This window comes from Coleofasciculaceae cyanobacterium (genome assembly GCA_036703275.1).
Lineage (GTDB): Bacteria > Cyanobacteriota > Cyanobacteriia > Cyanobacteriales > Xenococcaceae > Waterburya.
In genome coordinates this window covers 161,881-177,976 of the sequence record DATNPK010000011.1, presented here as the reverse complement: position 1 = coordinate 177,976, position 16,096 = coordinate 161,881, and the positions used below count along the sequence as shown (strand labels likewise).

13 protein-coding genes are annotated in these 16,096 nt (G+C 40.0%); 5 read left to right on the top strand and 8 right to left on the bottom strand.

Features of this window, described 5'->3' with window-relative positions:
• Nucleotides 1-29 precede the first annotated feature (29 nt).
• From V6C71_01840 to V6C71_01815, 6 genes are all read right to left on the bottom strand, one after another.
• Nucleotides 30-2,792 (bottom strand): HAD-IC family P-type ATPase, encoded by a 2,763-nt coding sequence (locus tag V6C71_01840; protein ID HEY9767232.1) that lies wholly within the window; start codon nucleotides 2,790-2,792, stop codon nucleotides 30-32.
• A gap of 233 nt (nucleotides 2,793-3,025) precedes the next feature.
• On the bottom strand, nucleotides 3,026-4,066 hold the full coding sequence (locus tag V6C71_01835) for an AI-2E family transporter (GenBank protein ID HEY9767231.1): 1,041 nt from the start codon (nucleotides 4,064-4,066) through the stop codon (nucleotides 3,026-3,028).
• 120 nt (nucleotides 4,067-4,186) lie between these two features.
• Nucleotides 4,187-4,675 carry a hypothetical protein gene (locus V6C71_01830; protein ID HEY9767230.1) on the bottom strand — a complete coding sequence of 163 codons (489 nt, stop codon included), beginning with the start codon at nucleotides 4,673-4,675 and terminating at the stop codon, nucleotides 4,187-4,189.
• Between the two features lie 255 nt (nucleotides 4,676-4,930).
• Nucleotides 4,931-5,137, bottom strand: coding sequence for a hypothetical protein (locus V6C71_01825; protein ID HEY9767229.1), 207 nt, complete (start codon nucleotides 5,135-5,137; stop codon nucleotides 4,931-4,933).
• A 408-nt stretch (nucleotides 5,138-5,545) separates the two neighbouring features.
• A complete protein-coding gene (gene tgt / locus V6C71_01820) occupies nucleotides 5,546-6,655 on the bottom strand; it encodes a tRNA guanosine(34) transglycosylase Tgt (protein HEY9767228.1) in 1,110 nt (369 codons plus the stop codon).
• Between the two features lie 58 nt (nucleotides 6,656-6,713).
• Complete coding sequence (locus V6C71_01815) at nucleotides 6,714-7,160, bottom strand: hypothetical protein (protein ID HEY9767227.1); 447 nt, start codon at nucleotides 7,158-7,160, stop codon at nucleotides 6,714-6,716.
• A 142-nt stretch (nucleotides 7,161-7,302) separates the two neighbouring features.
• Between V6C71_01815 and cobS the strand changes: the two genes are divergently transcribed.
• Together cobS and V6C71_01805 are read left to right on the top strand one after the other, a co-directional pair.
• Entirely contained in the window at nucleotides 7,303-8,091 is a 789-nt protein-coding gene (cobS, locus tag V6C71_01810) for an adenosylcobinamide-GDP ribazoletransferase (GenBank protein ID HEY9767226.1), read from the top strand.
• 122 nt (nucleotides 8,092-8,213) lie between these two features.
• Nucleotides 8,214-8,819, top strand: a complete 606-nt coding sequence (locus V6C71_01805; GenBank protein HEY9767225.1) for a GNAT family N-acetyltransferase — start codon at nucleotides 8,214-8,216, stop codon at nucleotides 8,817-8,819.
• A 38-nt stretch (nucleotides 8,820-8,857) separates the two neighbouring features.
• On the opposite strand, the gene V6C71_01800 is transcribed toward V6C71_01805, so the two are convergent.
• Nucleotides 8,858-9,055 (bottom strand): hypothetical protein, encoded by a 198-nt coding sequence (locus V6C71_01800; protein ID HEY9767224.1) that lies wholly within the window; start codon nucleotides 9,053-9,055, stop codon nucleotides 8,858-8,860.
• A 92-nt stretch (nucleotides 9,056-9,147) separates the two neighbouring features.
• Here V6C71_01800 and recJ point away from each other — a divergent pair, with 92 nt between their 5' ends.
• Together recJ and V6C71_01790 are read left to right on the top strand one after the other, a co-directional pair.
• Nucleotides 9,148-11,454 carry a single-stranded-DNA-specific exonuclease RecJ gene (recJ, locus tag V6C71_01795; protein HEY9767223.1) on the top strand — a complete coding sequence of 769 codons (2,307 nt, stop codon included), beginning with the start codon at nucleotides 9,148-9,150 and terminating at the stop codon, nucleotides 11,452-11,454.
• A gap of 142 nt (nucleotides 11,455-11,596) precedes the next feature.
• Entirely contained in the window at nucleotides 11,597-13,519 is a 1,923-nt protein-coding gene (locus V6C71_01790) for a diguanylate cyclase (GenBank protein ID HEY9767222.1), read from the top strand.
• Between the two features lie 14 nt (nucleotides 13,520-13,533).
• Here V6C71_01790 and V6C71_01785 read toward each other — a convergent pair whose 3' ends face one another.
• Nucleotides 13,534-13,992, bottom strand: coding sequence for an SRPBCC family protein (locus tag V6C71_01785; GenBank protein ID HEY9767221.1), 459 nt, complete (start codon nucleotides 13,990-13,992; stop codon nucleotides 13,534-13,536).
• Between the two features lie 360 nt (nucleotides 13,993-14,352).
• Between V6C71_01785 and V6C71_01780 the strand changes: the two genes are divergently transcribed.
• Nucleotides 14,353-16,011 (top strand): mechanosensitive ion channel, encoded by a 1,659-nt coding sequence (locus V6C71_01780; protein ID HEY9767220.1) that lies wholly within the window; start codon nucleotides 14,353-14,355, stop codon nucleotides 16,009-16,011.
• Nucleotides 16,012-16,096 lie beyond the last annotated feature (85 nt).

The window sequence follows — 16,096 nt, the reverse complement described above, 5'->3', positions numbered from 1 at the left end:
TATTGACTGTCTTACTGTCTTACTAAAAATTAATCAAGAGGATCGAAACGATTGACCAATATTGCTATCGGAATTATGGGCAAACCAAGCAAAAAACAAATTAGCCATTGATTTACCTCAAGTGGCGCAGTCAAGAACCAACTATTCATCAAACTCCATTGACTGAAGATGACCTGCAAAACTATCGTGCCGACGATACCGATAACAATAGCAGGAGTATCGGTGATTTTTGCTACCCTGCCTCGAATGATTGAAACTAGAGCCGCTCCTAATTGACTAATACTTAAAAGATAAAAAATTCTTCCTGCTACTAAAGCTTGAATTGCCATTGTCCGAGCTAAGTCGATATTACCTGTAGTACTATTAATCCATTCAAATACGCCAAAAATTAATAGCCAATTAAATAAAGAAATAACCAAGATACGCATCAACAATTTGCGATCGAGTAGTGGTTCGTTGGCAGGGAGGGGGGGTCGATCCATTGTTTTTGCCGATCTGGGCTCAAAGGCTAAAGGAACGGTCATAGCCAGGGAATTAATCATATTAAGCCAAAGGACCTGTAAGGATAAAATTGGTAAAGCCCTTGCTAGCAAGACACTAATTACAATGGTCATCGATTCGCCACCGTTGACGGGTAAGATAAAAGCGATCGCCTTGAGTAAATTGCGATAGACTGTACGCCCTTCTTCGACTGCGGCTTCAATTGAGGCAAAATTATCATTGGTGAGAATCATGTCGGCTGCCTCTTTAGCTACTTCCGTTCCCGCTTGACCCATAGCAATACCAATGTCTGCCTGTTTGAGAGCGGGAGCATCATTAACTCCATCCCCCGTCATGGCTACTACTTTTCCTGTAGCTTGCAGAGTTTCGACTAGGCGCAGCTTCTGTTCGGGAGCAACCCGAGCAAACACAACTCCGTCGGTTACGGCATTAGTTAGTTCAAGTTCGTTCATCTGAGTGAGTTCTCGCCCTGTAAATGCCAAAACTCCGCCTTGATGCTGCAATCCCATGCTCGAAGCGATCGCACTAGCAGTAACGGCATGATCGCCCGTGATCATCTTGACCTCAATTCCTGCCGATTGACAGGCTCTTATCGCTTCAATCGCTTCTTTTCGGGGAGGGTCAATCGCTCCCTGTAATCCTAAAAATACCAGTTCTGTTTCAATATCTTGGTGCTGGAGTGAACCATGTGTTTCTGGTACGGATTTTTGGGCGAAGGCTAAGACTCGCAATCCTTTGGCGGCCATGCGATCGGCTTCATTAGAGATTATTTGTGACTGTATAGGTTCGAGATTACCTTCAAGGTCTAATATTTGCTTGGAGCGAGAAAGAATTGCCTCAACCGAACCTTTGACGTAAATTATTCTTGATGAAGAGTCTCTGTCATTTTCTGCCTCGTGCAAAGTTGCCATATATTGATACTCGGACTCAAAAGGAATTACATCTAGTCTGGGCATTGCTTCTGCTAAATCGGCTTGAGTAAATCCCACTTTATTAGCAGCAGCAATCAATGCTCCTTCAGTCGGATCGCCCAACACAACCCATTCTCCTTGTTTCACTTCTATATGAGAGTCACTACACAGTAGTCCCGCCCTGAGACATTCCAAGAGAACAACCTTGTGTTTGAGATGTTTGTTACTCAAACCAGAACCTTTAGTTGAAGATTCTGCTGTTTTTGCAACTACAATTTCGCCTTCAGGAGCATAACCCGTGCCACTAACGGTATATCTCTCCCCTCCTGCATAGATAGCCTGGACTGTCATTTGGTTTTCAGTCAGCGTGCCAGTTTTGTCGGAACAAATAACTGTCGCACTGCCCAAAGTTTCTACAGCAGGTAGTTTGCGAATAATGGCATGACGGCGCGCCATTCGCGAAACACCAATAGCTAATGTTACCGTAACCACAGCAGGCAAACCTTCCGGAATCGCGCTGACGGTGAGAGCAACTGCTGCCTCGAACATGGAAACCCAGGAATTGCCATAGCCTAAACCGACAGCGAAGGTAAAGGCAGCCACTGTCAAAATTACGTAAAGTAAAGTGCGACTGAATTTGTCAAACTTGCGGGTTAAGGGGGTAGTAAGATTGGTTTGTTGTTGCATTAGCTGGGAAATTCGCCCCGTTTCTGTAGCTTCGCCAATCCCAACCACAACTCCCGTTCCCTGTCCAAAGGTAACAAAGCTACCTGCATACGCCATATTGTTGCGTTCTGCTAACGGTGTATTTGATTCAAGGGACTGGATATTTTTCTCAACGGCAACCGATTCTCCAGTCAATGCAGACTCGTTGATCTGTAAACTTTTAGCCTCAATCAAGCGTAGATCGGCAGGGACTTTATCCCCAGAAACCAGTAACACTAGATCTCCTGGAACTAATTCGGTTGAATCAACCCGCACCTTTTTATCATTACGACGGATTGTCGTTTCGGTTTGAACGGCAGAAGCTAAAGCAGCGATCGCATTTTCGGCTTTGGCTTCTTGCACAAAACCAATAATGGCATTAATTAAAGTTACAGCCCAAATTACCCAAGCATTGACCCATTCCCCCAAAAAAGCTTTTACTGTACCCGCAATCAGCAATATATAAAGCAACGGCTGATTAAATTGTTGAAGAAATTTAATTATCGGACTTTTTTTTGGTTTGCTTTTAAGTTTGTTAGCACCATATTGCTCTTGTCTTTGTCTGACTTCGGTTGAAGTTAAGCCAGTTGCTAAATTAGTTTTTAAATAGCGGCTAAGCTCCTGCACGGAGTGACTATGCCATTGTTCAGACTCTATTGTTTCCCTTGCTATCATTTAACTAATCTCCAAAGATATTCATCCTAAAATTGTCAAATTGTCGACGGCGTAATTATTAAAAACTTAAAAGCGATTGAATAGACTTGATATTTAGCTGCTGTTATTTTGCTTACGTTTTGCTGAGATTTACCGATCGCCATTGTTAACCCAGAAGTATTTTACTGCTAGTCATTAATGCTTTTGAGTTTAAAATTTTAATGTGATTAAAATGTGACAGGGATGAATTGAGGTTAAATTCTGGTTTGGAGACTTTTTTTCCATTTATCTAAAATATCTTTAAACAATACTTCTTCGATCCAAGTCCCAACTACAATCGTCAGAGGTAACGCGATTAACAGCCCTAATGCGCCAAATAAACTGGCAAAAATTAATTGAGTGGTTAGGGTGATTGCTGGCAACAGCGATACTTGTTTGGCCATAATTGTCGGCGTTAACCAGTAGCTCTCAATTTGCTGGATAATTACATATAAAATAAGAACTGCTCCTGCTTTCCACGGAGCATCGATTAGAGCGATCGCCATAGGTAAAAATACGCTTAGTGTTGGTCCAACATTGGGAATAAAATTAAGTAATCCAGCAATAATCGCATGAGCCAATGCCAAAGGAACTTGCAAGATCCACAGACCAATTCCACTCAAAGCGGTAATAAATAGCATTTCAATTAAAATTCCTGTCGTCCAACTGCTTAAAGCTGTTTCACAACGTACCAGAATTTCGCTGACTCGCTGACGATAAAATGAGGGAAATAAGCGGACAAATAAGTATTTATAAGGAGCAGGATTGCTTAACAACATTAAAGTTAAAACTAATACTAAGATTACTTGCAAAATAGTATTAATCGAAGTAAAAAATATTTTTAAAGATTCGCCTAAAAAGCGATCGATTAAAGGTTGAATTTGTTGAAATAAGTTATCAATTTCTGTAAAATCTAACCAAGGCTGTTCTGGTAAGAATCCGCTGATTCTTAATAAAAGTTCTTCAATTTCTACTATGCTGCTCGGCAATAATTCTAGTAGCCTTTCAAACTGTTGAATAAATGGCGGTACGATTAATACCAAAAAAACTGACAAAACTATGAGTAAAGTACCGATGCTCAACCAAATAGCTAAAGAACGCTTTAGCTTCCATCTGTGTAATAGTTTGACTAATTGATTTAAAGCAGTCGCCAACACTATAGCAGTAAAAACTAAGAGCAATAATTGTCGAATTTGCCAAAGAATATATAGGGAAAAAATTAAAGCCAACAAGCCAATATATCGACCTAGATTCATGGTTCTTGCCTAAATATAAAAATTGCTATGTCTCTGGTTTAGTATCGGCAATAAACATGACCAAAAAATGATAAATTTTACCGAAAATAGCAATCTTTTGCTTAAATTGGAAACAGAAAATCAAGCTTTAAGCATACGCTCAGATTCATCGTAGACGCGCCACTCTTTAATTCCCCAATGAGTAAGTAGCAATCGAGCGTGAGCTAGTTCGGCTTCATTACCTTTGACAATAACTAAATAATCACCTTGTAATAGGCGATCGCGATATATGCGTGCAGCTTCTTCGGGCAAAAACCAGCCTCGCATCCCGCCAACAAAACCGCCTACAGTAGAACTAGCTCCAGTTCCCAACAACACTGTGAATAAAGATTCGGCTGCCAGAGGTAAGCCAATCCCAGGAATTAAGATCGCACCCAAACCGATAATAAATGCTAACAAGCCTCCTGTAGTTCCACCCGCTGCTGCACCTTTGAGCGCACCTTCTGTTGCAGATATGGCAGCCACATTTTTAAAAGAAAAATTATATTGACGCAATTCTTGACAGGCTTTTATCAGCTTTTGGCGATCGGGAAGAATACCAACACCGTATTTTAACTGGGTAGAAGTCATTTGATCTTTGCCATAATTTTTACACTATTAGTGTTTCAATTAAAGATGACCAAAAAATGACGTTGAAAGCATGATTAAATAGGTTTTTTTGGTCGTTCGCTCAACAAATCAAGTGGCTGACCATCCACCCGCAGCAAAGATGCTTCAATAACTGTCGCCTTAGTCGTTCTCGATCCCTAAACCTTCAACTTCAATCTCTGCATTATCTTGAGCCATGAATGCCATGCGATCGCCAATATGAGGGGGAAACTTAACTTATGTGCCATTAGTCGGCACGCCAGGGTTGCCCTGTACGCTTATTTGAGAACCTATTTGAGCAATTGCTATCAGGCGATCGCTCAGGTGTGGCGCAAATTTCACCTGAATGCCGTTATCGAGCAATAAGCGATCGACTAAGCCTTGACGATTGAGTACATAGCTTTGTATATTGCCAGTAAAATTACTGTTATTATCTGGTAGCATAGTTGCTGGCGGTAAAGGTTTGGGTTTTGGTTGAGCGATAGTTTTCGGACTCAGCTAGTCTCGGCACGGATAAGCGGAGCAGCGGACGCGAAGCTTATCCTTTAGGGCGGTCTTGGGCAAAGCCCAAGTATAGCGATATCCGAAGGTGTATCCTTTAGGACTGCTTCAAGAAGCTACGAGACCGAAGGGCGGAGTGCGGTTTATCCGTGAATCCGTGATTGCCCTAAAGGACTCTATCACGGATACCGCTTCGCGACACGAAGTTAGTCCTTTAGGGCATATAGCTTCGCGTCGCAAATCATACACGGGCTACTAATGAAGCCGATAATCTATGTGTCCTAACTTAACTTGGTACGGCTATATCTCTCTAGCTAATGCGCGAGAATTGGTATAATCATCATCAATTGACTAAAGTCGATCGTCGAGCCAATTAGCAAACTCAGTCACAAAAGTTCCCTGTAAAATTGAGCCACGGATTTGCTGAGTAAAACGAATTAATTCAGTAATGTTATGTAGAGATAACATAATATAGCCCAACATTTCCTGCGATCGCACCATGTGATTGAGATAGGCACGACTAAAATTTTGACAAGCGTAACAAGCACAGGTTTCGTCGAGAGGCTGATAGTCTCTTTTATACTGAGCATTTTTCAGATTCATGCGTTTTCCCTGCACTAAAGCCGTACCATGACGACCAAGACGAGTTGGAATCACACAATCAAACAAATCTATGCCAGCGGCGATCGCCTGTGCCATTTCTCGATAAGTTCCTACACCCATTAGATAGCGGGGTTTATCAGCAGGTAATAACGGAGCGGTATATTTAACCGTAGCGTTAATCAATTCTGGATCTTCGCCGACGCTTACCCCACCGATCGCATATCCAGGTAAGTTTAATGCCGCTAATTGCTCTACAGCCCTTTTTCTTAGGTCTAAATATATTCCTCCCTGGACGATACCAAACAAAGCCTGTTTATTCGTATTATGGTGCGTTTCAACACATCTTTTTAACCAGCGATAGCTGCGATCGGTAGCTGCTTCTACCTGCTCTTTAGTTGCGTCGGCGGGAGGACATTCATCAAATGCCATGATTACGTCTGCACCCAAAGCATTTTGAATTTGAATCGAACGCTCTGGAGTGAGCTTAATAATACTACCGTCGCGGGGAGATTTGAATGTCACCCCCTCTTCTGAGATTTGGCGCATTTCGCTAAGACTAAAAACTTGAAATCCACCTGAATCCGTCAAAATCGGCTGATCCCAAGCCATAAAACTATGTAGTCCTCCAGCCTCCCTAACTATCTCCTCCCCTGGCTGTAAATGAAGATGATAAGTATTTGCCAAAATCATTTGAGCCTTGGCTGCTTCTAACTGTTGCGGAATGATTCCTTTTACGGTTGCCAAAGTGCCAACGGGCATAAACCTGGGTGTCTCTACTAGTCCATGAGGAGTATGAAAAACTCCTGCCCGCGCCTTGGTGTGACTACAGCTTGCCTGACATTCAAATGAAAATCCCACTATTTATTTTTATCCTCAGCTAAGAGCTAATAGTTAATAGCTAATAGCTTACGCTATATTAAAAGTCTTCATCATCAAGCTGTACATCCAAACGTGCTGACAAAACTTCAGTGACCATGGCTTCAATAGCTTCGGCATCAAGATTTTTAGCTATGGTTTGAGGAGCAATAGTGCGAGAGATGGGAATTAGACGTAGCTGACGATTATCTTGAACTAGGTCAAAACAGGTCTGGTCTTCAGTATATTTACTTAAATGCAGATAATCAAAACTTTGGAGATTGATATAGATTTTCCTATTGGCAATCAAAGTAGATTGATTAAAATCACTAAAGATTTCTTGAATAAATCCTTTGCCCTCACTACTTATTTGCCCATCCATCGTATGAACATAATGGACATGAGACAAATCAGCTAGTAAACGTCTAATATCATCTTGGTTAATTACAATCCCTTCATCTACAATACAGGGTGCGGCTAAAGACTCCATGCGCTGATGTTTACTCATAAAAAGTATATTTGAATTTTCAAATTACCTGGCTAGATATTTTTGTTGTTAGAAATATGCCGTAAAAATAAAGTAGCTTATGAAACAATATTAGCCCAACATTTCCCACATATTTAATCAAATTTTAATTAAGTGTTCGTCTGTGTCAAAAATATCGATTAATGATCTTGGGTCATGGATTAGTGACTCGATCGCCTCATTAAATAGTAGTGTAATATTTTATACTATTTTTCCTTTGCCTACGGAATGGACAAATAATTGGTCGCGTATTGCTCGTTGGTGTCCTGTGGTGGGTTTGTTGATTGGAGCATTGCTAGCTTTAGGGCAAATACTGTTACGCTCTTGTGGAATACCAAATTTAACCCGTAGTGCGCTGGTTGTGACAGCCTGGGTAATTATAACAGGAGGCTTACATTTAGATGGGGCAATGGATACTGCGGATGGATTGTCTGTTACCGATCCAAAACGTCGCCTAGAAGTTATGAAAGACAGTGCCACGGGGGCATTTGGAGCAATGGCAGCCATAATAATTCTCTTGCTTAAAACAGTATCCTTAAGTGAAATGTCGCTGCCTTTGTGGTTAGTGTTGCTTTCAGCCACAGGTTGGGCTAGATGGGGGCAGGTAGGAGCGATCGCCTTTTATCCTTATCTGAGAGAAACAGGGAAAGGTTCATTTCATAAAGAAAATCTGCGTTTACCCCAAGATATTTTATTAGGTTTATTTTTTTTACTGTGTCAAAGTGCTTTCTGGTTTACGGTGAGATATCTGTCTTGGTGGCAGGTAGGGTTGATTGTTGTAGTCAATAGTGCGATCGCGCTGTTGACAGGATATTGGTTTTACAGGCAACTAGGGGGACATACAGGGGATACTTATGGCGCGATAGTAGAATGGAGTGAAGCTTTGATTTTGTGTTTTTTGACTGTGTTTTAGGATTGGATTATGTCCCCTAAAGGACTAGCTGCGCGTCGCACAGATGTAGACGCGAAGCGGCTTCTCGAAGAGTACGCAGATGAACGCAGATATTGTTAATTGGTTGGTTTTGTCTAGGTTTGATGAAGATTTTTTTAGAAACTTCCAGATTAATTTTGCGTCAGATAACTAAAAATGATTTAGACAACCTGGTTGCTTTGGATAGCGATCCTGATGTAATGCGCTATATCAATGGTGGATTGGTTAGTAATAGTGAGGAGATTGCGAATAATTTTTTACCTTATGCAATGAGCTACTATGAGCAAGATAAAAACTTGGGCTTTTGGGCAATAATTAAGAAATCTAGTCAAGAGTTTATCGGCTGGATATTTTTACGCCCCGAAGTTGATTTTAAATTACTGCAACAATTGAATCTGGTTGAATCTGGTGCCATTGAATTGGGTTATCGTCTTTGTCAACAAAGTTGGGGTAAAGGTTATGCCACCGAGGTAGCTCAAGCATTAGTCGATAAAAGTTTTACCGAATCAAAGATAGATAAGATAGTCGCTTGGGCTTTGGCTGAAAATCTAGCATCTACAAGAGTAATGGAAAAAGTGGGGTTGAAACTAAAGCAGGAATACGTTTTTACTGCTGATACGCTACCCGATGTTAGTCTTTTGCAAAATTCCTTGGTTCAAAATTTACTAAATCGCTCAATAGTTAAGTATCAATTGGATAAAATAGCTTAATTGACACTAGACGTATCAAGAGTTAACAGCTTTGAAAGTTAGACTAAATTTGCTTTAGGCAATAGAAGTAATATAGCAAGCAAGGCTAGTTTGAGTAATACGGGAGCAAAGAATAAACTGAGACATAAACCAAGACAGGCGACTAACCCAGCGAATACAGCTTCGATTTCTTCTGTAAGAGTCATGTTTAGATAACCTGCAACGCCAGTTAAAGTCAAAGTTATTAGTAAAGTCATTTGCTCAACCTCGTTAATTATTTTTTGTCTAAACTAAAATATGTCTGAAACTAAGTAGGATATGCAGTTTTTTGTTAAATGCTAAATGTTAAATGTTAAATGCTAAATCAGCGCCCCAAGAGTTTGTTGAGGGCGTACAGCAAATTACTGGTAGAGAGTCTAATTATTGCGCGCAGCTGTTATGGCAAAGGGGGATGCAAGATTTAGCACAATTACCTGGTTTTTTGAATCCAGCTTTATATCAGCCTGCTAGCCCTTTTGTTTTTGGCACAGAAATGGAGTGGGCGATCGCTCGTTTGCAGCAGGCACGCGATCGCGCTGAAAAGGTAGCAATTTGGGGCGATTTTGACGCAGATGGGATTACTTCAACTAGTGTCCTGTGGGACGGCTTAGGGCAGTTTTTTCCGCAGCATTTGCAGCTAGATTATTATATTCCCAATCGTCTGAGAGAATCTCATGGTTTAAATAATTCTGGTATTGCTAGATTAGCTGAAACAGGGACAAAGCTGATCGTTACCTGCGACACTGGTAGCACTAACTTGGAAGAGATTAGTTATGCTCATGAGTTGGGCATCGATATTATTGTTACCGATCACCATACTTTACCTGAATCTCGCCCTGAAGTTACGGCGATTATCAACCCTCGTTACTTAGAAACCAACCATCCTCTTTATCATCTTTCTGGGGTAGCAGTAGCCTATAAATTGGTTGAAGCACTGTATGAAACCTTGCCCGATGTCCCAAATCAGCCACTTGAGAATTTATTGGATCTGGTTGCTATTGGTCTAATTGCCGACTTGGTAGAATTAAAAGGTGACTGTCGTTATCTAGCCCAGATCGGAATTAAACAGTTACAAAAACAGATCGATCCTGAGAAAATGAATCGTCCTGGGGTAGCCAAGTTATTGGATTTGTGTCGTCGTAATGGCGATCGCCCGACCGATATTTCTTTTGGTTTAGGTCCTAGAATTAATGCGGTTAGCCGTATTCACGGTGATGCTAGTTTTTGTGTGGAGTTGCTTACCAGTCAGGATGCTCAACGCTGTAGTCAGCTTGCCGAAGAAGCGGAATTGGCTAATACTCGTCGCAAGTCTTTGCAAAAAGACACGATTCAACAAGTCACTAAAAAACTACAGCAGCTAGATTTATCTACCACCTCAGTAATCGTCCTCGAAGATCCTCAATGGCAAGGGGGTGTGCTGGGTTTGGCTGCGGGACAAATTGCTCAAGAATATGGTCGTCCCACGGTTTTACTTAGCAGTGGCGGAGTAGATGATGCAGCAGAAATAATGGCGCGTGGATCTGCCAGATCGGTTAACGGCATCGATCTATATCAGCTAGTTAAATCTCAGTCTGACTTATTACATCGCTTTGGCGGACATCCCTTTGCTGCGGGTTTAAGTTTACCCTTATCTAATTTAAGTTTGTTTAGAGAAGGAATTAATCAACAGCTACGTCAACAGACTAATGTAGCCCAAATGATGCCCCAGATAGATATTGATTTATCAGTGACGGTAGCGGATTTGGGTCAGGAATTGTTTAATGAGTTAAGACAGCTTGAACCTTATGGCATGGGTAATCCTATTCCCAAATTATTAATTAAAAACTGCTGGTTTAAAAACGCTTGGCATAAAAATATTCAAGACAATCGTGGTCAAAAAATTCAATATATTAAGACCACTTTTAACATTTGGGATGATTCAACTAATCAAGGATTTCCTGGTATTTGGTGGGGACATTATCGAGATGAAATTCCTGTAACGGGAAAATGCGAAGCGATCGCTGAATTGGATTTTAATACCTACAGTAAACGCTATGAAATTAGATTAGTTGCGGTACGTTTAATATCAGAAACTTCATGGTCAAATTCAGCCATAGACCAAACACATCCAGTAATAGATCGTCGTTTTGCTTCTGATAAATTAGACGATTTAGAAGTGTTAGCCCAACCAGTCCGCTTGCTACAGCAATGTCCTAGTAACTGGAGTGATATCCGCCGAGAATATGATTATGCAGTTACCAGCGATCGCTCTTTAGTCTTGGCATATCATCCCGATCGATTAACCGATGTCGCTAAAATCTGGCAGCAGCTAGTTGGCATTGCCAAATTTTTAAGTCGCACCCAAAAACAAGTCAGTAAAAATCAACTACAGGCAAAACTAAATCTAGGCGATCGCAGTTTTTATTTAGGACTACAAGCGTTAGAACAAGCAGGTTTTGAATGCAGATATTCAAACAATTTATATCAATTTTCCTTCAACCCAAAAACAATAAATCCAGAAATACAAATCTATATTAATTCTTTTCTACTAGCGATTAAAGAAGAGCATTTTCAGCAACAATACTTCTATAAAGTTCCTCTATCTACTATTAATAGACAACTAATTACTAATTACTAAATTTAAATATTTCCGTTTTTAGCTTTTAAAAGTTTACTGATAACTGTGGTATTTACTTATATCTTATGGTAGTTGGCGATAGCTAGTTTCTTCGGCTAAATTTAGTGAATTGTTTTTGAAAAGTATCTACGATTAGCGACCGATGAATTTATTGACACAGCTGCTATTATTTAATGTCCAATATATTCCTCATGGACATTGTTATTTGTGGCAAACACCTTTAGTTGCACTGCACGTTACTGCTGATGCCTTTATTGCGGTCGCTTATTATTCAATTCCTATATTTTTAATTTATTTTGTTCGTAAAGTAGAAAATTTACCCTTTAAAAATATCTTTATTCTTTTTGGGGCTTTTATTTTATCTTGTGGCACTACCCATCTTGCAGAAATATGGACTCTTTGGCATCCTAATTATTGGATTTATGGAATACTAAAAGCAATTACCGCCTTAGTTTCTTTGTATACTGCTCTTTCTCTAATACCTTTGATTCCCAAAGCTTTAAATCTTCCCTCCCCCCAAGAATTAGCCAATTTAAACCAGCAACTAAATGAGCAAATCATGGCTAAAGAAACTGCTAGAGAAAAAGTGGTTTTGCTCAATCAACAATTAGAAGAACGGGTGCAGGAAAAAACTACTGCTTTAATCAAAGCTAATCAAGACTTACAGGAAAGTACTGAATTTAGAGAAAAACTGATCGATTTAACCCCTAATATTCTTTATATTTATGATTTAGTGACAAATAGGAATATTTACTGCAATCCTTTTATCACTGACTTACTAGGCTATACACCCTTAGAGCTGCAAAAATTTAGAGATGGCTTGTTAGATCGACTAATTCATCCTGAAGATTTAGTAGCCGTAAAGCAGCAGTTTAATGAATGCCTTTTGCTTAAAAATGACAACTATTTAGAACTAGAATATCGGATCAAAAATACTCAAGGTCAATGGTATTGGCTACACGACAAAATTACTATTTTTACTCGCGATGCTGATGGTAGCCCCGAGCAAATTTTGGGGATAGCACGGGATATTACTCAAACCAAAGAACTAAATCAAAAACTTGAAGAGCAAATTTTGGCCTTAGAAAAAACTAATCAAGCCAGAATTAAACTTACAGAAATGAATGAATTTATTCAAGCTTGTGCCAGCATAGATGAAGCAAAAGAAGTTCTTGCCGATTTGCTCAGACCATTATTTCCCAATACTCACGGTGCGGTTTATTTAATGAACAACAGCAAAAATCTATTAGATGCGATCGCAGCTTGGGGAATTCCGCATAGTGATGGGAACTTTGACCCTAAAGAATGTTGGGCAATACGACGAGGCAATCCCCATCAAGTTCATCCCCAAACCTCAGGATTATATTGCTCCCACATAGACGCTAAAGCCACTTTAAAGCCAAGTCTTTGTTTACCTATGATTGCCGAGAGAGGAATTATTGGGATGTTGTACCTGCGCTTCGATTATTTGGACGCAATTAGTCAATCAGTTCAAGATTTAGCTGAAACCATAGCACAAAATCTTGCTATTTCTTTTGCCAATCTAAAACTTCAGGAAAAACTAAGATTTCAAAGCTTGCGCGATCCTCTTACAGGTTTATATAACCGTCGCTATTTACAAGAGACTTTAACCAAAGAAATTAATCGAGCTCAACGTAAAAAACAATTTGTCAGCGTTCTGATGATCGACGTGGACTATTTCAAACGCTTCAATGATAACCATGGTCATAGTGCTGGAGATTTAGTATTGAGCCAACTAGGAACTTATCTTATATCACAAATCCGTCAATACGATATTGCTTGTCGCTATGGTGGAGAAGAACTAGTTATTGTAATGCCAGATGCTTCAATTGAAGATACAATCATTCGTGCTGAAGAAATTAGAGCTGGAGTTAAAAAACTAAAGCTAGAACATGAAGGAGAACAACTCGACTCAATTAGCGTTTCGATTGGAGTTAGCTATTTTCCTGACGATAGCAATAGTGTATATGGTCTAATTCAGGCTGCGGACAAAGCTCTGTATAAAGCCAAAGAACAAGGTAGAGACTGTGTTAGACGGCCTTAATTATTAGTTAGTGGTTAGTGGTCACTGTTACGATACACTTCTTCTGCCACTTTTTTTAAGCGTCTTAATTGAGCTTGCATATCTTTTTTAGTTAAATTGATGGCAAAATTATTAAATCCCCAGCTAATTATCGGATTGGGAATTTCAAATTCAAAGCGATTTAGTAAAAAAGTGCCGTTTTTTGAGGGCTGACATTCCCAGCGATCGCGCCCTTTAAAAAAGCCGTCAAACTCCCAAACAATAAGACCTGGCTCTCTTTGGGACACTACACTCCTGAGACTTGGTTGTAGTAGAGGAATTTTGAGCGTAAAACGGCTCAGACTGCCAACTTGAGTACTCCAGGTACCAATAGGTTCACAGCGCAACATGGGGTTTAGCCAACGATGCATTAGTTTTAAGTCAGTTAAACATTCTTCAGTAATTACAGAACTTGCGGCGATCCGAATAGATTGTTCAAAAACTTGAGACGACATAAAATTTAGCGCAACTGTAAATTTAAAAATTAAAAGCCTAAATAGTAAGAGTAGAAATATATATTTATATTACACACAATTAAGGTTCTCTTAACTCAAATACATTTGTTTACATTAATATTTCAAAAATTAACTGACTGGCTGTTGCTCCAGCTTTTACACCGAAAAAAATTATTGAGTTGAAACTACGCACAATTTGTATAAAAAAGCTAATATCTTTAACTTTGGAAGTAAATCTAATTTAATTTGTCATAATTATCGCAGAAAATATATTTACTTATGGTAAATAACAAGACATCTATATCGTTTCCCGCTAGTATTTATGGCGGAAATGACTAGATGAATTAAAACTAAAGGAACATGGCACAAATACTTAGTAATATTTCGTCACTTAATCCCATGCTGTTAGCACAAGCTAACCCTGGAAATAGATCTGTAGATCAATTTTTCCAATCTCAATTGGGAGTTGATATTTGGAGCTTGATCAAAGCACTCCTGATTTTTGTTGTGGGATGGATCATTGCCCTAATTGTCAAAGCAGTGGTCAAAAAAATTCTCAACAGTACTGATATAGACAATAGACTTGCTGCTGCTATCACAGGACAAAGAAGCGCAGAATCTTTTCCGATTGAAAGTTGGATCGCCAACCTGATCTTTTGGATCATTATGCTGTTTGTGATTATAGCTGCTTTAAATGCGCTAAATTTACAGGCGGTATCTGCACCTCTAAATACCCTGCTAGACCAGATTGCTGGCTTTATTCCCAAACTTTTAGGGGCTGCCTTCTTACTGGCTATTGCCTGGGTTGTAGCTACTATTGTCAAGACAATAGTGACTAGAGGGTTAAGAGTATTAAACATCGAACGGCGTTTAGGCTTAAGTTCGTCAGATACTGGGGATTTTTCCCTGACTGATACTTTAGGAAACGCTCTTTACTGGTTTATATTTCTACTGTTCCTACCAGCAATACTGAATGCTTTGCAGTTAAACGGAACGCTTGAGCCAGTTCAAGGAATGCTCAATCAAATACTGTCAATGCTACCAAACATTCTTGGAGCAATCATCATTGCTGCTATATTTTGGTTTGTAGCAACTATTGTCAAGCGGATTGTGACTAATCTCTTGGCTGCTACTGGCGTAGACAATATTGGACGAAAATTTGGACTCGGGCGCACTACTGCCAACCAATCATTATCTTCAATTATTGGCACTATAGTTTTTGTGCTGATTTTGATCCCAGGTATTATTTCGGCGTTAGAACAGCTGCAAATAAGTGCCATATCCGCTCCAGCAACGGATATGCTCAATCAAGTACTAGAATTTATTCCCAAACTATTTGCTGCTGGCGTAGTTTTGGCTTTATTTTATATGGCAGGGCACTTTGTCTCTGAGTTTGTCAGTAATATCTTGACCAATGTTGGTTTTAACAACTTGTTTCAGTGGTTGGGTATCTCAGCGGCAACTACAGGTACTCAAGGACCTCCGCCTAGCGCGCGTCCTTTTCCACAAGAGCCGACTGACTTGGGTATGGGGACAGAACAGCCAACGATAATTCAAACCGAACCCACCATGGGTACAAAATCACCTTCAGAGCTAGTTGGTTTGCTCTGCTTGGTGGGAATCATGCTAGTTGCTACTTTAACAGCAGTAGATATTTTAGGAATTCCTGCTTTAGAAGATGTCTTCCGAGTTATTTTAGCGATCGCAGGTCAAGTTTTGATCGGCCTAATTGTTTTTGCAATTGGTTTATATCTAGCTAATTTAGCGTACAACCTGATCGTGTCTTCAGGCACATCACAGTCGCAATTTTTAGCACAGTGCGCTCGGGTAGCCATAATTACCCTAGTTGGTGCGATGGCTCTTAATCGGATGGGGATTGCACCCAATATAGTTAACCTGGCATTTGGCTTAATTCTAGGGGGAATTGCGGTAGCGATCGCGTTAGCCTTTGGTCTAGGTGGCCGAGAAGTTGCCAGAGAAGAACTGAAATCTTGGGTTAGCTCCTTTAGAGGAAAATAATGCCTTAAATTCAGCTGCGTAATTTAATGGCGATTTTGGCAATTGCTCCTGGTACATCAAGATACTGGGAGTTTTTTTGATGTTT